10 protein-coding genes, 27 tRNA genes, 3 rRNA genes and 1 pseudogene are annotated in these 19,790 nt (G+C 39.5%); 38 read left to right on the top strand and 3 right to left on the bottom strand.

Annotated elements, in window-relative coordinates; genetic code table 11:
• Positions 1-1,527: an ATP-binding cassette domain-containing protein gene (locus tag DYE31_RS05145; RefSeq protein ID WP_015900689.1), complete on the top strand. Its 1,527-nt coding sequence runs from the start codon at positions 1-3 to the stop codon at positions 1,525-1,527.
• Positions 1,528-1,537: 10 nt separating this feature from the next.
• Positions 1,538-2,389, top strand: coding sequence for a hypothetical protein (locus DYE31_RS05150; RefSeq protein WP_015900688.1), 852 nt, complete (start codon positions 1,538-1,540; stop codon positions 2,387-2,389).
• A 38-nt stretch (positions 2,390-2,427) separates the two neighbouring features.
• Here DYE31_RS05150 and DYE31_RS05155 read toward each other — a convergent pair.
• Positions 2,428-3,412 (bottom strand): annotated as a pseudogene (locus DYE31_RS05155) (metal-dependent hydrolase).
• A gap of 104 nt (positions 3,413-3,516) precedes the next feature.
• On the opposite strand from DYE31_RS05155, the gene mutY reads away from it, so the two are divergent.
• The 3 genes from mutY to DYE31_RS05170 all read left to right on the top strand — a co-directional run bounded on the left by mutY (position 3,517) and on the right by DYE31_RS05170 (position 7,093).
• Positions 3,517-4,575 (top strand): A/G-specific adenine glycosylase, encoded by a 1,059-nt coding sequence (gene mutY / locus DYE31_RS05160; protein ID WP_015900686.1) that lies wholly within the window; start codon positions 3,517-3,519, stop codon positions 4,573-4,575.
• Between the two features lie 63 nt (positions 4,576-4,638).
• Positions 4,639-5,184 (top strand): nucleoside tri-diphosphate phosphatase, encoded by a 546-nt coding sequence (gene ntdP / locus DYE31_RS05165; RefSeq protein WP_015900685.1) that lies wholly within the window; start codon positions 4,639-4,641, stop codon positions 5,182-5,184.
• A gap of 172 nt (positions 5,185-5,356) precedes the next feature.
• Positions 5,357-7,093 (top strand): ABC transporter ATP-binding protein, encoded by a 1,737-nt coding sequence (locus tag DYE31_RS05170; protein ID WP_015900684.1) that lies wholly within the window; start codon positions 5,357-5,359, stop codon positions 7,091-7,093.
• Between the two features lie 47 nt (positions 7,094-7,140).
• On the opposite strand, the gene DYE31_RS05175 is transcribed toward DYE31_RS05170, so the two are convergent.
• Complete coding sequence (locus DYE31_RS05175; protein ID WP_015900683.1) at positions 7,141-8,241, bottom strand: FUSC family protein; 1,101 nt, start codon at positions 8,239-8,241, stop codon at positions 7,141-7,143.
• A gap of 109 nt (positions 8,242-8,350) precedes the next feature.
• Positions 8,351-9,640, bottom strand: coding sequence for a glutamate-1-semialdehyde 2,1-aminomutase (locus DYE31_RS05180; protein WP_015900682.1), 1,290 nt, complete (start codon positions 9,638-9,640; stop codon positions 8,351-8,353).
• Between the two features lie 82 nt (positions 9,641-9,722).
• Between DYE31_RS05180 and bcp the strand changes: the two genes are divergently transcribed.
• From bcp to DYE31_RS05330, 33 genes are all read left to right on the top strand, one after another.
• Complete coding sequence (gene bcp / locus DYE31_RS05185; RefSeq protein ID WP_015900681.1) at positions 9,723-10,178, top strand: thioredoxin-dependent thiol peroxidase; 456 nt, start codon at positions 9,723-9,725, stop codon at positions 10,176-10,178.
• Between the two features lie 5 nt (positions 10,179-10,183).
• Positions 10,184-11,134, top strand: a complete 951-nt coding sequence (locus DYE31_RS05190) for a phosphoglycerate dehydrogenase (RefSeq protein WP_015900680.1) — start codon at positions 10,184-10,186, stop codon at positions 11,132-11,134.
• Between the two features lie 94 nt (positions 11,135-11,228).
• Positions 11,229-11,684, top strand: a complete 456-nt coding sequence (gene perR, locus DYE31_RS05195) for a peroxide-responsive transcriptional repressor PerR (protein ID WP_015900679.1) — start codon at positions 11,229-11,231, stop codon at positions 11,682-11,684.
• A gap of 645 nt (positions 11,685-12,329) precedes the next feature.
• Positions 12,330-13,881, top strand: a 16S ribosomal RNA gene (locus DYE31_RS05200).
• Between the two features lie 93 nt (positions 13,882-13,974).
• Positions 13,975-14,051, top strand: a tRNA-Ile gene (locus DYE31_RS05205).
• Between the two features lie 20 nt (positions 14,052-14,071).
• Positions 14,072-14,147, top strand: a tRNA-Ala gene (locus tag DYE31_RS05210).
• A gap of 165 nt (positions 14,148-14,312) precedes the next feature.
• Positions 14,313-17,237, top strand: a 23S ribosomal RNA gene (locus DYE31_RS05215).
• Between the two features lie 70 nt (positions 17,238-17,307).
• Positions 17,308-17,422 (top strand): 5S ribosomal RNA (gene rrf, locus DYE31_RS05220).
• The 16S, 23S and 5S rRNA genes sit together here with 27 tRNA genes alongside, the layout of an rRNA operon.
• 12 nt (positions 17,423-17,434) lie before the next feature.
• Positions 17,435-17,510: transfer RNA gene (locus tag DYE31_RS05225), tRNA-Val, on the top strand.
• Positions 17,511-17,519: 9 nt separating this feature from the next.
• Positions 17,520-17,595, top strand: a tRNA-Thr gene (locus tag DYE31_RS05230).
• 5 nt (positions 17,596-17,600) lie between these two features.
• Positions 17,601-17,676: transfer RNA gene (locus tag DYE31_RS05235), tRNA-Lys, on the top strand.
• Between the two features lie 8 nt (positions 17,677-17,684).
• Positions 17,685-17,766 (top strand) — tRNA-Leu (locus DYE31_RS05240).
• Between the two features lie 3 nt (positions 17,767-17,769).
• Positions 17,770-17,844: transfer RNA gene (locus DYE31_RS05245), tRNA-Gly, on the top strand.
• 8 nt (positions 17,845-17,852) lie between these two features.
• Positions 17,853-17,941: transfer RNA gene (locus tag DYE31_RS05250), tRNA-Leu, on the top strand.
• 10 nt (positions 17,942-17,951) lie between these two features.
• Positions 17,952-18,025 (top strand) — tRNA-Arg (locus DYE31_RS05255).
• A gap of 11 nt (positions 18,026-18,036) precedes the next feature.
• Positions 18,037-18,110, top strand: a tRNA-Pro gene (locus DYE31_RS05260).
• Between the two features lie 17 nt (positions 18,111-18,127).
• A tRNA-Ala gene (locus tag DYE31_RS05265) sits at positions 18,128-18,203 on the top strand.
• A gap of 30 nt (positions 18,204-18,233) precedes the next feature.
• Positions 18,234-18,307: transfer RNA gene (locus DYE31_RS05270), tRNA-Met, on the top strand.
• 28 nt (positions 18,308-18,335) lie between these two features.
• A tRNA-Ile gene (locus tag DYE31_RS05275) sits at positions 18,336-18,409 on the top strand.
• 11 nt (positions 18,410-18,420) lie between these two features.
• A tRNA-Ser gene (locus tag DYE31_RS05280) sits at positions 18,421-18,513 on the top strand.
• 15 nt (positions 18,514-18,528) lie between these two features.
• Positions 18,529-18,602 (top strand) — tRNA-Met (locus DYE31_RS05285).
• A gap of 13 nt (positions 18,603-18,615) precedes the next feature.
• A tRNA-Asp gene (locus tag DYE31_RS05290) sits at positions 18,616-18,691 on the top strand.
• A gap of 18 nt (positions 18,692-18,709) precedes the next feature.
• A tRNA-Phe gene (locus DYE31_RS05295) sits at positions 18,710-18,785 on the top strand.
• Between the two features lie 6 nt (positions 18,786-18,791).
• Positions 18,792-18,867 (top strand) — tRNA-Thr (locus DYE31_RS05300).
• Positions 18,868-18,872: 5 nt separating this feature from the next.
• Positions 18,873-18,956 (top strand) — tRNA-Tyr (locus tag DYE31_RS05305).
• Between the two features lie 17 nt (positions 18,957-18,973).
• Positions 18,974-19,047 (top strand) — tRNA-Trp (locus DYE31_RS05310).
• Positions 19,048-19,049: 2 nt separating this feature from the next.
• Positions 19,050-19,122: transfer RNA gene (locus tag DYE31_RS05315), tRNA-His, on the top strand.
• Positions 19,123-19,134: 12 nt separating this feature from the next.
• A tRNA-Gln gene (locus DYE31_RS05320) sits at positions 19,135-19,206 on the top strand.
• Between the two features lie 7 nt (positions 19,207-19,213).
• Positions 19,214-19,288, top strand: a tRNA-Cys gene (locus DYE31_RS05325).
• A gap of 8 nt (positions 19,289-19,296) precedes the next feature.
• Positions 19,297-19,371: transfer RNA gene (locus tag DYE31_RS12680), tRNA-Gly, on the top strand.
• An 8-nt stretch (positions 19,372-19,379) separates the two neighbouring features.
• Positions 19,380-19,454 (top strand) — tRNA-Gly (locus DYE31_RS12685).
• A gap of 8 nt (positions 19,455-19,462) precedes the next feature.
• Positions 19,463-19,537 (top strand) — tRNA-Gly (locus DYE31_RS12690).
• Positions 19,538-19,543: 6 nt separating this feature from the next.
• Positions 19,544-19,628 (top strand) — tRNA-Leu (locus tag DYE31_RS05330).
• Positions 19,629-19,790: the final 162 nt, after the last annotated feature.

Consider the following 19,790-nt stretch of genomic DNA (forward strand, 5'->3'; position numbering starts at 1 on the left):
ATGGCGAGTTCAATTGTATTAAAATTACTGAATATTACGCATTACTATCGCAGAAAAAATCGAAAAAAATGGTATCTGCCTTACGGTTATGATGCTGAAGATATTGAATTAAATAACGTTTCATTATATTTATATCAAGGGGAATCTTTAGGTATTATTGGTGAGCCGGGCGCTTCTAAAACTTTAATCGGCAGAATACTAGCAGGTGAAGTAAATCCTGATAAAGGTCGTGTGAACCGAACAGGCAGTTTATTTTTCGGCGATTTGGAGGATAAGCATTTACATGAAGAAACAGTGGAAGCTTATGTTCAAAATGCTGTAGAACTATTTACATACAAAGGTTCAGATCATAAGACAGAACAAATCATTCGATATGCAGGTTTAAATGATATAAAAGAAAAGGCTGTGTACCAATTAACTGATCGACAATATGCACAATTAATTTTGAGTTTAGCTCGTACTTCAAAAGCTGAGATTGTAGTTTTCAATCACGTACTTCATTATTTAGATGAAACATTTTTGAATCGAGCTGTCGAATTAGCTGATGATTATATTGATAATGAATTAACGTTAATTACAATCGATGATGATTTAGACGTTATTCGCAAAGTCAGCAACTATGCTGTTTGGATTTCTCATGGTCAAGTACGTATGGAAGGTGCTTTAAGCAAAGTACTTCCAGCCTTTACAGAACATGAAAATGATCGAAAATCATTAGAAACTGATGAAGAAAAGAAAAACTTTGATGTTGATTGGAAGAAAAAAAGAACAAGAATTCCTGAAATGACATATAATTTCAGAAGGATAGAACGATATAAACATGCAAAGCCTACGCCGTTTTTGGCTAGAGTCATCGGTTGGAGCATAGCTTTAGTTTTAGGATTTATAATAACTGCCGCACTTCTTTTTACCAATCAAGGGATTGTGCAGTTTGCGCAAAATACAGAACAGACAAAATTACAATCAAGTTCTAAACAGACTTTCGAAGATAAATTATCTTATGGAATTGTGACTGAAAAGCAACTAGATGCTAAAGCTGAAAAAGGGGATAGTACCTTAAAAATACCTCATTATGCGTTAGTAACGATAACAGGTGAAAATGACAATAAATATCGTATAGATGTTGATGGAAAAGATTATGATACGAGTAAGGGAAATATCCGATATTTTAATCCTGCAGGATTGTATGAAACCCATGGCAAAGCTGCTTTAGAAGATTATATGAAATCAAACTATATTAATTATATTGATTTTTATAATAGTCATCTTGGTCAATCAAAGGAAAAAGCAGAAAAATCATTAGTACCTGAAAATGACAACCGTTTTGTTGTACCGATTACACAGCAACCCGTCAGTATGTTATTTAATGATTCAAAACACCTTACAGGTTTTGTGTATCCAATGGTTAGTAAAGATAAGTTCAAAGATAAATTTAATGTTCAAAGTGATATTTGGATTTGTAAATCAGGAAAAGGTTATTACATTGCAGATATGAAAAATAATAAATGGATATATATAGAATTGTAGGTGAAGCATTATGATAGATAAGATTATTAATAATACAATTAATTTTTACTACAGCTTGCCGCAATTACTTAGACATTTAAGCGGCAGTTTGAAAAGAAATTGGAAATGGTTAATTGCCCCTTTAGTAACGTCGATTATCTTGTTGGTTGTAATGCTGATAGGATTTAAAATCAATAAAACCACTGAAGAAACACAAGCAGTTTGGTATTATCGTTACATTGGTTTAATAAGCCTTATATGGACGCTTGTGACACTTTACTTTAATATAATGCGTTATCGCAGAGATTATTATGAATATAAAAACTTTGATTATCCTGCTTCGTTCAAGACAATCATTTATACGGTTATTTTTTCAATTGGATTACTGATTTCAATAACTGTAGTCGTATTTGCTAAGCCTGTGAATTTAGATAGTTCCTTTTTTGCGATTGCCTTTTATTGGCTGATGTGGAATATATTTATTATTTTAGTATCACAAGTATTAGGCTTGATTCGCATGGTCAGCCGATATAAATTATTTGATATTATTTTATATATTATGTTTGCAGTGATGTTTTTGACAGTTCCTATCATTTTTATTCCTTCTGAGAAACCGTCAATTGTGATGCATATATTAATGTTGAATCCTTTATTTTATCTTGTTTCTGGAATTGAAGAGGCAGTTATTATAGGGATTAACAGTTTAGGTAATATACCATATCACTTTTTCTTTTTAGTGTGGATAGGCATTGCTGCATTATTGCTTTATATTTTCCGACCACATATTGCTTATGAAAAATTCAGAATGACGCGTAATCGTTCAATACATTTAAAAAATACTGCCGACCCTGAAAAAGTAAAATCAACAAATATAACAACCTGAAAAAACGGAGTGGATTTGGTTTCCACTCCGTTTTTTTATTAATGTGCATATAATTTTTTCATTAGTTTTTGTTCACTGAATACCCAGCCTGTATAAGAGTGTGTAATATGCATATCCTTATCTAAATGAGCTATTGCCACAAAAGAATAATGGTCGTTTTTTAGATATCTTAAATCTATAAAACGTACTTCATAAATATTATCGCTTAATTGTTTGGCCATCCCATCGATAAATAGAAGAGAAATTTAAAAAGGCTTTAATATTCGGGTCTTTTCTTAATGATGTCATTAATGCTTCATCAGGGAATTCTTGTCGTTTAACTTTATCTGCAAAAACAATATTTCGGCCATAACTCTTTCCGACATAATCATGTGTTGCTGTTTGGACAGCTACGCGCCATTCCATAAATTTTATTGTCGGAGCCACGAAGACTTTTACTAAGTGCGCTTTATCCTGGCTGCTTACCATGCGAAGTACTTGTTTTTTAATAGCAGATCGGAAGATAAAACGAACGACATAGTAAAAGAAAAGAATGATAAATATTGGAATAAATACTACATAAGCATTCAATCCAAATGCCCATAGCACAATTCCTAAACACCATAATATAAAAATATAAGGATCGAATGTATTAATCACACTTAATTGTATCCATTTATTTGAAAAAGGCCGCAATGCTTGGGTGCCGTAAGAATTAAATATATCAACAAAGACATGGAGAAATACACCAAGCTGTGCCCAAAGCCAAATGTGCATTGGATTTACGCCTTTTGAGAAAGTGAATACTAATAAAGTGATTAAAATCGGCCATAATAGGGTGAAAGGGATTGAATGTGTTATCCCTCTGTGATTAGATATATAGGCAGCATTATTTTTAAGTTTTAAAACAGTATCGCTGTCAGGAACTAGTGAACTAGCAATTAGTGTAGTTGCAGCAACACCAAAATGACCTGACATAGAAGGGTCGTGCATCGCTAATGCAGTAAGGCCGATACCCATTACTATATGTGTTCCTGTATCCATAATCGTTCACTCATTTCAAATAGTCTTATATCTATTATAAATGATAAACTTGAATAACAAAATTGATAAAGCTGTGTAAGATGCTAAAGGAGAAGTATATTGATATGTTACATCCCGATACTTTTAAGGAAAACCTCTTAGATTGGTTTAAAATAAATCAACGTGAAATGCCGTGGCGAGAGACTACAAACCCATATTATATATGGATAAGCGAAGTGATGCTTCAGCAGACACAAGTTAAAACAGTGATTGATTATTATCATCGTTTTACGGAAAGATTTCCTACAGTAGAAGAATTAAGTAAAGCAAACCAAGATGAAGTACTGAAATATTGGGAAGGACTTGGTTATTATAGCAGAGCCCGAAATTTCCATACTGCAATTCAAGAAGTTGCCGAGTCTTATCAGGGAAAAGTGCCTGATAGTCCTGAGCTTTTTGAAAAGCTTAAAGGAGTCGGACCCTATACGAAAGCAGCAGTTATGAGTATCGCTTTCGATTTACCATTGCCGACTGTTGATGGGAATGTATTTCGTGTATGGTCCAGGTTGAATAATGATTTCAGTGATACAGCTAAACAATCTACAAGAAAAGCGTTTGAAGCTGAATTGCTGCCGTATGTTGAAAGTGAAGCGGGTCAATTTAACCAAGCTATGATGGAATTAGGTGCGTTAATCTGCACACCCAAATCACCGCTTTGTTTGTTTTGTCCAGTACAATCACATTGTGAAGCATTTCAACAAGGTACTGTAGAAGAATTGCCTGTTAAAACTAAAAAAGTTAAAAAGAAAACAATACAACAAGATTGTTTCATCATCCGAAATTCAAAAGGAGAATACTTAATAGAACAGAGACAAGAAAAACTGCTGAACGGTATGTGGGAATTTCCGATGTATGAACATAAAGAAAGTCAACAAAAAGTGAATAAACTGTTAGATGATAATGTAGAAATCCCAGACAAACCAATCTATCAACTTAAACATCAATTCACACATCTAACGTGGAATATAAAGGTATATGAAATTAAAGAAACAATATCTTTTGAACAATTGACTTCAAACCCGCAATTTTGTTGGTTAAATTTATCTGATAGAAATCAGTTTAATTTCCCAGCTTCAATGCATAAAATTTTAGATCATCTGGAAAAGCAAAATAGCGAAGACTGAGAAGGGCAAGGCTTTATGTTATAATAAGTTTTGTGTAAACAAGCTAGCGAGGAGGTGTGGTGCATGGTAAAAGAAACCATACCGAAAGAAGGAGAAAATATAAAAATTCAGAGTTATAAGCATGATGGCAACATTCATCGTGTTTGGTCAGAAACTACCATTTTAAAAGGTACAGATCATGTGGTGATTGGTGGAAATGATCATACGCTTGTAACTGAAAGTGATGGTCGAACATGGATAACACGTGAGCCTGCGATTGTATATTTTCATTCAGAATATTGGTTTAACGTGATTTGTATGTTTAGAGAAGATGGCGTTTATTATTATTGCAATCTTTCTTCTCCTTTTGTATGTGATGATGAAGCGCTTAAGTATATTGACTATGATTTGGATGTTAAAGTCTATCCGAATGGAAAGTATCATCTGTTAGATGAAGATGAATATCAGCAACATATGCAGCAGATGAATTATCCAAAGGATATTGATGTCATTTTACGTCGAAATGTAGATATACTGCAACAGTGGATTGAACAGAAAAAAGGACCGTTTGCTCCAGACTTTATAAAGGTATGGAGAGAACGCTACAAAAAACTGCGTCAGAAATCATAATATAAAGCAGATTTCTTTATTCTCTATACAGAATTTCATTATAATGACTATATTAATATATACGGTATAAAACGGGGTTTGAACTTTAGCTTAAAAAAGCAAGGTTCAGCCTCGTTGATTTTTGGTAGCATTCATTTAAAATGAATGAATTGCAAGGGAGGAAAAAAGTAAAATGATACGCAGATATCTAAAGTTTGTTAAACCGTATAAATGGCGTATCGTAGCAACGATCATCATTGGGATTATCAAATTCGGTATTCCAATGTTAATACCGTTACTGATTAAATACGTTATTGATGGTGTGATAAACAACCATGATATAACGATTCATGATAAAATAATTCGCTTAGCAATTTCAATTGGGATTGCTTTATTTATTTTTGCAGTTGTCAGACCGCCTATTGAATATGCAAGACAATATTTAGCACAATGGACAAGTAATAAAATACTCTATGATATTCGAAGACGTTTATATGATCATTTACAAGCGCTCAGTGCACGTTTTTATTCGAATAATAAAGCAGGGGAAGTTATTTCACGTGTTATTAATGACGTGGAACAAACGAAAGACTTTATTTTAACAGGGTTGATGAATATATGGCTGGATTGTGTCACTATCATTATCGCATTATCCATCATGTTCTTCTTAGATGTTAAATTGACACTTGCTGCAATGTTTATCTTCCCGTTTTATATTTTGACAGTTTATTATTTCTTTGGAAGATTAAGAGGTTTAACTAGAGAACGTTCTCAAGCATTAGCAGAAGTTCAAGGGTTTTTACATGAAAGAGTTCAAGGTATTTCAGTAATCAAAAGTTTCGCAATTGAAAAGAATGAAGCGGAAAATTTTGATAAACGCAATAAACATTTCTTACATCGTGCATTTAATCATACACGCTGGAATGCATACTCATTTGCAGCAATAAACACAGTTACTGACTTAGGCCCGATTATTGTAATTGGTGTTGGTGGTTATTTAGCCGTAAATGGCTCTATTACTGTAGGTACACTTGCAGCATTTGTGGGTTACTTAGAACAACTATTCGGACCACTACGACGTCTTGTTTCTTCATTTACAACTTTAACGCAAAGTTTTGCTTCAATGGACCGTGTGTTCCAGTTGTTAGATGAAGATTATGATGTTAAAGACGAGCCGTATGCTAAACCTATCAGAATAGACCATGGTGATATCGACATTCAAAATGTATCATTTCGCTATAATCAACATGCACCGAAAGTATTGGATGATATCTCATTAAATGTAAAACAAGGTGAAACTGTTGCATTTGTTGGAATGTCTGGTGGCGGTAAATCTACATTGATTAATTTAATCCCTAGATTTTACGATGTAACAGAAGGTGTCATTACTATTGATAACCACCCGGTTAAAAATTTCTTGCTTTCAAGTCTGCGTAATCAAATCGGCTTAGTACAGCAAGATAATATTTTATTCTCAGATACAATTAGAGAAAATATTTTGCTTGGTAAACCTGGCGCAAGCGATGAAGAGGTAGTTGAAGCAGCAAAACTTGCTAATGCACATGATTTTATTATGAGCTTGCCAGACGGATACGAAACTGAAGTAGGGGAACGCGGTGTTAAATTGTCAGGAGGACAAAAACAACGTATTTCACTTGCACGTATTTTCTTGAATAATCCACCAATTATTATTTTAGATGAAGCAACGAGTGCTTTAGATTTAGAGAGTGAAGCAATTATTCAAGAAGCATTAGCACATTTAAGTGAAAACAGAACAACATTAATCGTCGCGCATAGACTATCAACGATTACACATGCAGATAAAATTGTGGTGGTTGAAAATGGACGTATTATTGAATCCGGAACACATCAAGAATTACTTGCTAAACAAGGTGCATATCATCATCTTTATACAATTCAAGATCTATAAAAAAGGAGTATAACCGCTAGTAATTTGCGGCTATACTCCTTTTTTTATTATAAATCTAAATCTTCATCATCAATTTCGATTTCAGAATCATCTTTATGATATTCAAAGTAACTTAAAACTAGTCGGTCTAAATGTTCTAAATCGTTACTTAATTCTTCGATTGCTGATATGATTTGCATTAAATTTGAAACAGAGTAAACTGATTCAGGTTTATGCTCCACCATTTCTCGCTTGAATGCCTCTATCAATTCGATTTTTTGCGGATTATCTACAGGCATTTGAAAGTTTTCATAATCATAGCGTGCCTTTTGAGCAATGCTCAACATAATCTGATCATAAGAAGTCATTAAATCATCAAGTTCTAGTTTGATTTGCAACATTAAATCATTACTGACTTGGTGTAAATCATTTTGATATCGATGCATTCTTCTTAAGACATCGTATGCACGTCTTGTTGTTATAACAACTTGTCTGAAAATGATCTTTTTACGGTTTAATTCTGGTAGGTGCTTTTTAAATAAAGGTCGTTCTTCTTTATAATAATCAAAAAGCTGATCCAAATTTTGCAACCGTTTTTTAATTGTCTGAGTATCTTCTTTTACATGATGATATTCTGTCGTGTCATTAAGCACTAATTTGATCCATTTAAACACATCGTTTGCGATGTTCATTGAATTATAATATAGTTTCGTTTCGTATTTTGGTGGAAAGAAAGCTACATTGACAATAAATGAACTAAACACACCAATCATCACTAAAATAAATCGAAAGAATGCAGCAGCGTAGAAATTGCCGGTTGTACTGCCTTGCCCCATGATTATTAATGCTGTAACAGTAGCAAGCGTTGCAACGTGCTGTAATTTGAATTGGAATAACATAGCTATAAGTACAATTACTGTTGCACCCATTATAATGATATTATCTCCAAATAAGCTGACCATAATAACAGCTAAAAATGCACCAATCACGTTACCTTGGAACTGGTCTTTTATCGTCTTATAAGAGCGATAAACGCTCGGCTGCATTGCAACGATGGCACCAATACCAGCTACTGTCGGCATTCCTGCACTTTTTGGAAGCAGGGATGCAATCAACATCGCAAGTACAATAGCAATTCCGGTCTTAAATATTCTGGCACCTAATTTCAAATTTTTTGTGCTCCTTTTTACCTATTTATGAACGGATATATGATGAAATTTCTTTCAACAATATTAACGTATAATAAAGTTATACAATGATTAGTAACGAATTTCAAGTTTATTTCATTTGTGAAAAAGCATAGTCAGCAGCACGTAATGTTTCTTCGATATCTTCATCAGTGTGCTCTGTAGTTAAGAACCAAGCTTCAAATTTAGAAGGGGCTAAATTAATACCTTGATTCAACATTAGTTTGAAGAATTTAGCGAATGCATCGCCATCTGCGTTTTCTGCTTGATCATAATGCGTTACTTTTTCATCAGTAAAATAAAGTGTTAATGAACCGTAAACACGGTTGATTGTAGCAGTGATATCATGTTTGTCGATTAATTCATTTAGTCCATCTTCTAATTTTTTACCTAAACGGTCTAATTCTTCATAAACACCATCTTGTTCTAAGACTTCTAATAAAGCAATACCAGCCTTCATAGAAAGCGGATTTCCTGCCATTGTTCCAGCTTGGTATGCAGGTCCGAGAGGTGCGACTTGTTCCATAATATCTTGACGACCGCCGTATCCTCCGATCGGCAACCCGCCGCCTACAATTTTACCGAATGCAGTTAAGTCTGGATAAACGTTTAATAAATCTTGTGCTGCACCATAATGGAAGCGGAAGGCAGTAATAACTTCATCATATACCACTAAACCGCCATATTCATGGGTGATTTCATTTACAGCTTCTAAGAAACCAGGTTTAGGTTCTACCATTCCGAAGTTGCCGACAATTGGTTCTACAAGTACAGCAGCAACTTCATTACCCCAATGTTTCATCGCTTCTTTATAAGCTTCAATATCATTGAAAGGTACTGTAATGACTTCTTGAGCGACACTTTTAGGCACACCTGCTGAATCTGGAGAACCTAATTGAGAAGGACCGCTGCCTGCAGCAACTAATACTAAATCTGAATGTCCATGATAAGAACCAGCAAATTTAATGATTTTATTACGATTTGTATAAGCACGTGCTACACGAATTGTTGTCATGACTGCTTCAGTTCCTGAGTTTACAAAACGCATTTTTTTTAGTGAAGGTATTGCTTCACGTAATTTTTTCGCAAATTTAATTTCTAATTCAGTAGGTGTGCCGTATAAAACACCTTTTGCAGCTTGTTCTTGAATTGCTTTAGTAATGTGCGGATGCGCATGACCAGTAATAATCGGGCCGTATGCTTGCAGATAGTCAATATAACGATTTCCATCAACATCATATAAATATTGACCTTTACCTTCTTTCATAACGACAGGAGCACCGCCACCTACAGCTTTATATGAACGAGAAGGTGAATTGACACCTCCTAAAATGTATTCATCTGATAAGCTTTGAAGTCGTTCGCTTTCAGTAAATTCCATGATTTATCAACCTCTTTTAATTTAATATTTACGTCTCTTATCGTATCATATAATTAACTATAAGAAGAAGAAGGGTGAGCATATGTTAGAAAAAGGAGAAAAATTTCCAGAATTTGCATTAGAAAATCAAGATGGTGAAGTCATCACTAACGAAACATTAAAAGGTAAAAAAGCGATTCTTTATTTTTATCCAAGAGATAATACACCAGGTTGTACAACAGAGGCATGTGACTTCCGAGACAATATGGCGATGTTTAATGATTTAGATATTGCTGTATATGGTATAAGTGGTGATTCAAAGAAAAAACATCAAAATTTTATTGCTAAACATGATTTAAACTTTGACTTGCTTGTAGATGAAGATTATAAGTTGGCTGAACAAACAGGTGTTTATCAATTGAAGAAAAGTTTTGGGAAAGAATCTATGGGTATCGTAAGAACAACATTCGTAATTGATGAAAATGGTGTCGTAACACATGTTATAGAAAAAGTTAAAGTTAAGGAACAAATGGATCAACTAAAAGAGATGTTGGGGTGAGGAATTTGAAAGTTCTATCATTAAATAGATTAAAAGATGCTGAAAAAATGTTAGAAGAAACATTTCCTGAGATAGAGTTTGTGTTCCGTAAAAATATTGATGAAATAGATGAAGCGGATAAAAAAGATGCTGAAATAGTAATTGGATATAGTGGAAAAGCCGATCAAGCTTTCTTTGAAGAAATGCCAACGCTGAGATGGGTGGCTTGGTATGCTGCAGGTGTTAACAATCTACCTTTAGAGTATTTTAAAGAAAAAAGCATTTTGTTAACGAATGCTTCAGGTGTACATGCTAAGCAAATGAGTCAGTTTATCTTTGCGTATATATTGGATGATTATAAGAAAATGGCAGTTTCAAGACGTAATCAAGAAAATAGAGTTTACGATTCCAAGCTAACAGGAGAAAGAGTAGATGGACAAACTATTCTTCTACTAGGAACAGGAACAATACCTCAGCAAACTGCTCACTTAGCCCAAGCATTTGGGATGAATGTTGAAGGGGTAAATACATCTGGGCATTCAGTAAAAGATTTCGATAAAGTGTATCCAATAAAAGATTTAGATAAAGCATTACGTTCGGCTGATATTGTAGTAAATGTATTGCCTGAAACAAAAGACACTTATCATTTGTTAGGAAAAAAAGAATTTGAAACTATGAAAGATAGTGCATTGTTTATTAATGTAGGAAGAGGAACTATTACTTCAGAAAAGACATTGATAGAAGCACTGAATAATCATCAAATTCGCCATGCCTATGCAGATGTATTTGAAAATGAACCTTTAAACAGTGATAGTCCTTTATATGATGTTGAAAATATAACTATCACAGCACATATCACTGGGAATTATAGAGAGAATTTTAAAGATGCAAGTGAAATATTTATTAAGAACTTCAAACATTTTCTCAATGATGGAGATGTAGTTGAGAATAAAGTAGATTTAAATAAAGGTTATTAAGCAAAAAATTGTACAATCATTGACATTTCGCTATCTCAACCGTTATATTTATAGTAAGTAATAATTATTATTAAGTAGAAAGACGGTGGATTAGATGAGTGCAGAAATGGAATCTATTGAACATCAATTAGAGGACTCGATTGCATCTTTAAGAAATGCCGGAATCAGAATTACACCGCAAAGACAAGCTATCTTAAGATTTTTGATTTCAAGTGATACTCATCCAACTGCAGATGAAATTTATCAGGCACTGTCACCAGATTTTCCAAACATAAGTGTTGCGACAATTTATAATAACTTGCGCGTGTTTAAGAAAACAGGTATCGTCAACGAACTGACATATGGAGATGCATCTAGTCGCTTTGATTTTAATACGCATAATCATTATCACGTTATTTGTGAGAATTGTGGAAAGATCGTTGATTTCCATTATCCACAACTTCACGAAGTTGAACATTTAGCTCAGCACGTAACTGGTTTTAAAATATCTCATCATAGAATGGAGATTTATGGTTTATGTCCTGAATGTCAGGAAAAAGAAAGCCAATAATACTTTGAAACTAAATAACCGATTGTGTTTGAAAAGGCTGTAACTTTAAAAGTTCAGTCTTTTTTTCGTATATAAAGACATATGGATATATGAGTTTTAACATTGATTTAATAAAGAAGCGGGGGATTTTCTAATTGAATTAGATAATGCTATTGAATAAATACAACAAATTTGAAAGAACGTATATAACTTAATTACACAAAACACGGTAATTCTTTATAAATACAGGCAAACAATCACGCAATAGGTAATATTATACAAAAATTATTTAAGATAATTATTGACTCATTAACGGTATCTTGATATGATGAATAGGTCGTTGAAACGGCACAGTAAATTTAACATTGAGATTTAAAAAGTTGAATTAAAAACTTTAACAAAGTGTAAATTTTACTATTGATTCTCGCTTGCAAACATTATAAAATATTTATTGTTGAGAAAAACGAACGAGTTGAAACGAAAAAATAATTTAAAAAAGTTCTTGACTTGGTTTTCTCAAAGTGATATAATAGTTAATTGTAACGCGAAAAAAATGAACATTGAAAACTGAATGACAATATGTCAACGTTAATTCCAAATTAACAAACGTCTTAGGACGTTTTAAAACAAATTAGTTTTTATGAGCTAGTCAAACAAATCATAACTTTTATGGAGAGTTTGATCCTGGCTCAGGATGAACGCTGGCGGCGTGCCTAATACATGCAAGTCGAGCGAACAGATGAGGAGCTTGCTCCTCTGATGTTAGCGGCGGACGGGTGAGTAACACGTGGGTAACCTACCTATAAGACTGGAATAACTCCGGGAAACCGGGGCTAATGCCGGATAATATGCAGAACTGCATGGTTCTGCAATGAAAGACGGTTTTGCTGTCACTTATAGATGGACCCGCGCCGTATTAGCTAGTTGGTAAGGTAACGGCTTACCAAGGCAACGATACGTAGCCGACCTGAGAGGGTGATCGGCCACACTGGAACTGAGACACGGTCCAGACTCCTACGGGAGGCAGCAGTAGGGAATCTTCCGCAATGGGCGAAAGCCTGACGGAGCAACGCCGCGTGAGTGATGAAGGTCTTCGGATCGTAAAACTCTGTTATTAGGGAAGAACAAGTGCGTAGGTAACTATGCGCACCTTGACGGTACCTAATCAGAAAGCCACGGCTAACTACGTGCCAGCAGCCGCGGTAATACGTAGGTGGCAAGCGTTATCCGGAATTATTGGGCGTAAAGCGCGCGTAGGCGGTTTTTTAAGTCTGATGTGAAAGCCCACGGCTCAACCGTGGAGGGTCATTGGAAACTGGAAAACTTGAGTGCAGAAGAGGAAAGTGGAATTCCATGTGTAGCGGTGAAATGCGCAGAGATATGGAGGAACACCAGTGGCGAAGGCGACTTTCTGGTCTGCAACTGACGCTGATGTGCGAAAGCGTGGGGATCAAACAGGATTAGATACCCTGGTAGTCCACGCCGTAAACGATGAGTGCTAAGTGTTAGGGGGTTTCCGCCCCTTAGTGCTGCAGCTAACGCATTAAGCACTCCGCCTGGGGAGTACGGCCGCAAGGCTGAAACTCAAAGGAATTGACGGGGACCCGCACAAGCGGTGGAGCATGTGGTTTAATTCGAAGCAACGCGAAGAACCTTACCAAATCTTGACATCCTTTGACCGCTCTAGAGATAGAGTCTTCCCCTTCGGGGGACAAAGTGACAGGTGGTGCATGGTTGTCGTCAGCTCGTGTCGTGAGATGTTGGGTTAAGTCCCGCAACGAGCGCAACCCTTAAGCTTAGTTGCCAGCATTAAGTTGGGCACTCTAAGTTGACTGCCGGTGACAAACCGGAGGAAGGTGGGGATGACGTCAAATCATCATGCCCCTTATGATTTGGGCTACACACGTGCTACAATGGACAGTACAAAGGGCAGCGAAACCGCGAGGTCAAGCAAATCCCATAAAGTTGTTCTCAGTTCGGATTGTAGTCTGCAACTCGACTACATGAAGCTGGAATCGCTAGTAATCGTAGATCAGCATGCTACGGTGAATACGTTCCCGGGTCTTGTACACACCGCCCGTCACACCACGAGAGTTCGTAACACCCGAAGCCGGTGGAGTAACCTTTTAGGAGCTAGCCGTCGAAGGTGGGACGAATGATTGGGGTGAAGTCGTAACAAGGTAGCCGTATCGGAAGGTGCGGCTGGATCACCTCCTTTCTAAGGAGATATACGGAACAGTTTCAACAGAAACTGACGGATTAACGTGGCATATTGTATTCAGTTTTGAATGTTTATTCATTCATTTTAGATGGGCCTATAGCTCAGCTGGTTAGAGCGCACGCCTGATAAGCGTGAGGTCGGTGGTTCGAGTCCACTTAGGCCCACCATTTAAATTTAATACATGTATGGGGGCTTAGCTCAGATGGGAGAGCGCCTGCTTTGCACGCAGGAGGTCAGCGGTTCGATCCCGCTAGTCTCCACCATATAAGATTTAAATTGTACATTGAAAACTAGATAAGTAAGTAATAAATAGATTTTACCAAGCAAAACCGAGTGAATTAGAGTTTTAAAAGCTTTATTCATTTAAATGAATCGCTAGTAATCGATTTGCCGATGGCAAAGAAGATTACTCACATAATTAATAACGTGATTAAGTTATTAAGGGCGCACGGTGGATGCCTTGGCACTAGAAGCTGATGAAGGACGTTACTAACGACGATATGCTTTGGGTAGCTGTAAGTAAGCGTTGATCCAGAGATTTCCGAATGGGGGAACCCAGCACAAGTTATGTTGTGTTATCGACATGTGAATACATAGCATGTCTGAAGGCAGACGCGGAGAACTGAAACATCTTAGTACCCGCAGGAAGAGAAAGAAAACTCGATTCCCTGAGTAGTGGCGAGCGAAACGGGAAGAGCCCAAACCAATGAGCTTGCTCATTGGGGTTGTAGGACACTCTATATGGAGTTACAAAAGAATCGATTAGACAAACCGTACTGGAAAGTTGGACCAGAGAAGGTAAAAGTCCTGTAGTCGAAAATCGATTCTCTCCTGAGTGGATCCTGAGTACGACGGAGCACGTGGAATTCCGTCGGAATCCGGGAGGACCATCTCCCAAGGCTAAATACTCTCTAGTGACCGATAGTGAACCAGTACCGTGAGGGAAAGGTGAAAAGTACCCCGGAAGGGGAGTGAAAGAGAACTTGAAACCGTGTGCTTACAAGTAGTCAGAGCCCGTTAATGGGTGATGGCGTGCCTTTTGTAGAATGAACCGGCGAGTTACGATCTGATGCAAGGTTAAGCAGCGAATGCGGAGCCGCAGCGAAAGCGAGTCTGAATAGGGCGTTGAGTATTTGGTCGTAGACCCGAAACCAGGTGATCTACCCTTGGTCAGGTTGAAGTTCAGGTAACACTGAATGGAGGACCGAACCGACTTACGTTGAAAAGTGAGCGGATGAACTGAGGGTAGCGGAGAAATTCCAATCGAACTTGGAGATAGCTGGTTCTCTCCGAAATAGCTTTAGGGCTAGCCTCAAGTGATGATTGTTGGAGGTAGAGCACTGTTTGGACGAGGGGCCCTTCTCGGGTTACCGAATTCAGACAAACTCCGAATGCCAATCAATTTAACTTGGGAGTCAGAACGTGGGTGATAAGGTCCATGTTCGAAAGGGAAACAGCCCAGACCACCAGCTAAGGTCCCAAAATATATGTTAAGTGGCAAAGGATGTGATATTGCCCAGACAACTAGGATGTTGGCTTAGAAGCAGCCATCATTTAAAGAGTGCGTAATAGCTCACTAGTCGAGTGACACTGCGCCGAAAATGTACCGGGGCTAAACATATTACCGAAGCTGTGGACTGTCCTTCGGACAGTGGTAGGAGAGCGTTCTAAGGGCGTCGAAGCATGATCGCAAGGACATGTGGAGCGCTTAGAAGTGAGAATGCCGGTGTGAGTAGCGAAAGATGGGTGAGAATCCCATCCACCGATTGACTAAGGTTTCCAGAGGAAGGCTCGTCCGCTCTGGGTTAGTCGGGTCCTAAGCCGAGGCCGACAGGCGTAGGCGATGGATAACAGGTTGATATTCCTGTACCGCCAAGGATCGTTTTAAGCGATGGGGGGACACAGTAGGATAGGCGAAGCGTGCTGTTGGAGTGCACGTCCAAGCAGTGAGACTGAATAGTAGGCAAATCCGCTATTCTCAAGGTCAAGCTGTGATGGGGAGAGGAAACATGTTTTCCTCGAGTCGTTGATTTCACACTGTCGAGAAAAGCCTCTAGCTAGTGATTTGGCGCCCGTACCGCAAACCGACACAGGTAGTCAAGATGAGAATTCTAAGGTGAGCGAGAGAACTCTCGTTAAGGAACTCGGCAAAATGACCCCGTAACTTCGGGAGAAGGGGTGCTCTTTAGGGTTCACGCTCTGAAGAGCCGCAGTGAATAGGCCCAAGCGACTGTTTATCAAAAACACAGGTCTCTGCTAAACCGTAAGGTGATGTATAGGGGCTGACGCCTGCCCGGTGCTGGAAGGTTAAGAGGAGTGGTTAGCTTCTGCGAAGCTACGAATCGAAGCCCCAGTAAACGGCGGCCGTAACTATAACGGTCCTAAGGTAGCGAAATTCCTTGTCGGGTAAGTTCCGACCCGCACGAAAGGCGTAACGATTTGGGCACTGTCTCAACGAGAGACTCGGTGAAATCATAGTACCTGTGAAGATGCAGGTTACCCGCGACAGGACGGAAAGACCCCGTGGAGCTTTACTGTAGCCTGATATTGAAATTCGGCACAGCTTGTACAGGATAGGTAGGAGCCTTAGAAACGTGAGCGCCAGCTTACGTGGAGGCGTTGGTGGGATACTACCCTAGCTGTGTTGGATTTCTAACCCGCGCCATTTATCATGGCGGGAGACAGTGTCAGGCGGGCAGTTTGACTGGGGCGGTCGCCTCCTAAAGTGTAACGGAGGCGCTCAAAGGTTCCCTCAGAATGGTTGGAAATCATTCATAGAGTGTAAAGGCATAAGGGAGCTTGACTGCGAGACTTACAAGTCGAGCAGGGTCGAAAGACGGACTTAGTGATCCGGTGGTTCCGCATGGAAGGGCCATCGCTCAACGGATAAAAGCTACCCCGGGGATAACAGGCTTATCTCCCCCAAGAGTTCACATCGACGGGGAGGTTTGGCACCTCGATGTCGGCTCATCGCATCCTGGGGCTGTAGTCGGTCCCAAGGGTTGGGCTGTTCGCCCATTAAAGCGGTACGCGAGCTGGGTTCAGAACGTCGTGAGACAGTTCGGTCCCTATCCGTCGTGGGCGCAGGAAGTTTGAGAGGAGCTGTCCTTAGTACGAGAGGACCGGGATGGACATACCTCTGGTGTACCAGTTGTCGTGCCAACGGCATAGCTGGGTAGCTATGTATGGACGGGATAAGTGCTGAAAGCATCTAAGCATGAAGCCCCCCTCAAGATGAGACTTCCCAACTTCGGTTATAAGATCCCTCAAAGATGATGAGGTTAATAGGTTCGGGGTGGAAGCATAGCGATATGTGGAGCTGACGAATACTAATCGATCGAAGACTTAATCCAATTTCAAGTTTTGATTGGTTGAATTGATAATTACTTACTATCTAGTTTTGAATGTATAATCATTCTATTGTCTGGTGACAATGGCAAAGAGGTCACACCTGTTCCCATGCCGAACACAGTAGTTAAGCTCTTTAGCGCCGATGGTAGTCGGACTTACGTTCCGCAAGAGTAGGACGTTGCCAGGCAATAATAAAAATGGAGAATTAGCTCAGCTGGGAGAGCATCTGCCTTACAAGCAGAGGGTCGGCGGTTCGAACCCGTCATTCTCCACCATTTTAAATAGCCGGCCTAGCTCAACTGGTAGAGCAACTGACTTGTAATCAGTAGGTTGGGGGTTCAAGTCCTCTGGCCGGCACCATCTCAGAGCCATTAGCTCAGTTGGTAGAGCATCTGACTTTTAATCAGAGGGTCAGAGGTTCGAATCCTCTATGGCTCACCATTTGAATAGCGGGTGTGGCGGAATTGGCAGACGCACTAGACTTAGGATCTAGCGCCGCAAGGCGTGGGGGTTCGACTCCCTTCACCCGCATTTGCAGAAGTAGTTCAGCGGTAGAATACGACCTTGCCAAGGTCGGGGTCGCGGGTTCGAATCCCGTCTTCTGCTCCATTATTTTTGCCGGGGTGGCGGAACTGGCAGACGCACAGGACTTAAAATCCTGCGATAAGTGATTATCGTACCGGTTCGATTCCGGTCCTCGGCACCAATTAAATAATGCGCCCGTAGCTCAACTGGATAGAGCGTTTGACTACGGATCAAGAGGTTATGGGTTCGACTCCTATCGGGCGCGCTTTATTTCTACGGGAAGTAGCTCAGCTTGGTAGAGCACTTGGTTTGGGACCAAGGGGTCGTAGGTTCGAATCCTGTCTTCCCGATAACCTTAGATTAATATGGGGGCTTAGCTCAGATGGGAGAGCGCCTGCTTTGCACGCAGGAGGTCAGCGGTTCGATCCCGCTAGTCTCCACCATATTTATTATTTACAACATAACTTTACAATGGCGGTGTAGCTCAGCTGGCTAGAGCGTACGGTTCATACCCGTGAGGTCGGGGGTTCGATCCCCTCCACCGCCACTCATTATTAGTTGTAGAATTATATATTGGACCTTTAGCTCAGTTGGTTAGAGCTAACGGCTCATAACCGTTCGGTCGCAGGTTCGAGTCCTGCAAGGTCCATATAATTTTTTGGAGGAATACCCAAGTCTGGCTGAAGGGATCGGTCTTGAAAACCGACAGGGGCTTAACGGCTCGCGGGGGTTCGAATCCCTCTTCCTCCGCCATTATAATTTTATTACCGCGGGATGGAGCAGTTCGGTAGCTCGTCGGGCTCATAACCCGAAGGTCGGTGGTTCAAATCCGCCTCCCGCAATTTTATTATGTTTGGTCTCGTAGTGTAGCGGTTAACACGCCTGCCTGTCACGCAGGAGATCGCGGGTTCGATTCCCGTCGAGACCGCCATTATAATTTAATAGTAGTGGTTCAGTAGCTCAGTTGGTAGAGCAATGGATTGAAGCTCCATGTGTCGGCAGTTCGACTCTGTCCTGAACCACCATTTTAAGCCGGCCTAGCTCAACTGGTAGAGCAACTGACTTGTAATCAGTAGGTTGGGGGTTCAAGTCCTCTGGCCGGCACCATCTCTGGAGGGGTAGCGAAGTGGCTAAACGCGGCGGACTGTAAATCCGCTCCTTCGGGTTCGGCAGTTCGAATCTGCCCCCCTCCACCATCTTTTATTAATTAAATAGGGGCATAGTTCAACGGTAGAATAGAGGTCTCCAAAACCTTTGATGTGGGTTCGATTCCTACTGCCCCTGCCATGGCGACTGTGGTGAAGTGGTTAACACATCGGATTGTGGTTCCGACATTCGTGGGTTCGATTCCCATCAGTCGCCCTTTAATATTAATGGGCTATAGCCAAGCGGTAAGGCAACGGACTTTGACTCCGTCACTCACTGGTTCGAATCCAGTTAGCCCAGTTACTTTGGCGGCATAGCCAAGTGGTAAGGCCAAGGTCTGCAAAACCTTTATTCACCGGTTCAAATCCGGTTGCCGCCTCCATGAAATTTGCGGGAGTAGTTCAACTCTTAGAACACGTTCCTTCCCGGAACGAGGTATAGGTGTAAATCCTATTTTCCGCTCCATAAATTATGCGGGAGTATTTCAACTTTCAGAATTCATTCCTTCCCGGAATGAGGTATAGGTGCAAATCCTATCTTCCGCTCCATGAAATTTGCGGGAGTAGTTCAACTCTTAGAACACGTTCCTTCCCGGAACGAGGTATAGGTGTAAATCCTATCTTCCGCTCCATATTATGCCGGCGTGGCGGAATTGGCAGACGCGCGGGACTCAAAATCCCGTTCCAGTCAATGGAGTGTCGGTTCGACCCCGACCGCCGGTACTGAAAGAATAATACAACGTATTGTTCGAAAAGCAGAAACGTTATCTTGTATAGCGTTTCTGCTTTTTTTATGACTAATTATAGATATTGAAAATTTACATTGTAGCACGTGTTAGTTTGTTATAGAATATTATACATAGTTTAAGAACGGAGGAAATATTA

Origin of the sequence: Staphylococcus carnosus (assembly GCF_900458435.1) — a bacterium.
Lineage (GTDB): Bacteria > Bacillota > Bacilli > Staphylococcales > Staphylococcaceae > Staphylococcus > Staphylococcus carnosus.

Coding starts and splice junctions, on each gene's coding strand:
- DYE31_RS05150 (WP_015900688.1), top strand. CDS start 1,538: ATGATAGATAAGATTATTAATAATACAATTAATTTTTACTACAGCTTG.
- DYE31_RS05180 (WP_015900682.1), bottom strand. CDS start 9,640: ATGGAATTTACTGAAAGCGAACGACTTCAAAGCTTATCAGATGAATAC.
- DYE31_RS05170 (WP_015900684.1), top strand. CDS start 5,357: ATGATACGCAGATATCTAAAGTTTGTTAAACCGTATAAATGGCGTATC.
- perR (WP_015900679.1), top strand. CDS start 11,229: ATGAGTGCAGAAATGGAATCTATTGAACATCAATTAGAGGACTCGATT.
- ntdP (WP_015900685.1), top strand. CDS start 4,639: ATGGTAAAAGAAACCATACCGAAAGAAGGAGAAAATATAAAAATTCAG.
- bcp (WP_015900681.1), top strand. CDS start 9,723: ATGTTAGAAAAAGGAGAAAAATTTCCAGAATTTGCATTAGAAAATCAA.
- DYE31_RS05145 (WP_015900689.1), top strand. CDS start 1: ATGGCGAGTTCAATTGTATTAAAATTACTGAATATTACGCATTACTAT.
- mutY (WP_015900686.1), top strand. CDS start 3,517: ATGTTACATCCCGATACTTTTAAGGAAAACCTCTTAGATTGGTTTAAA.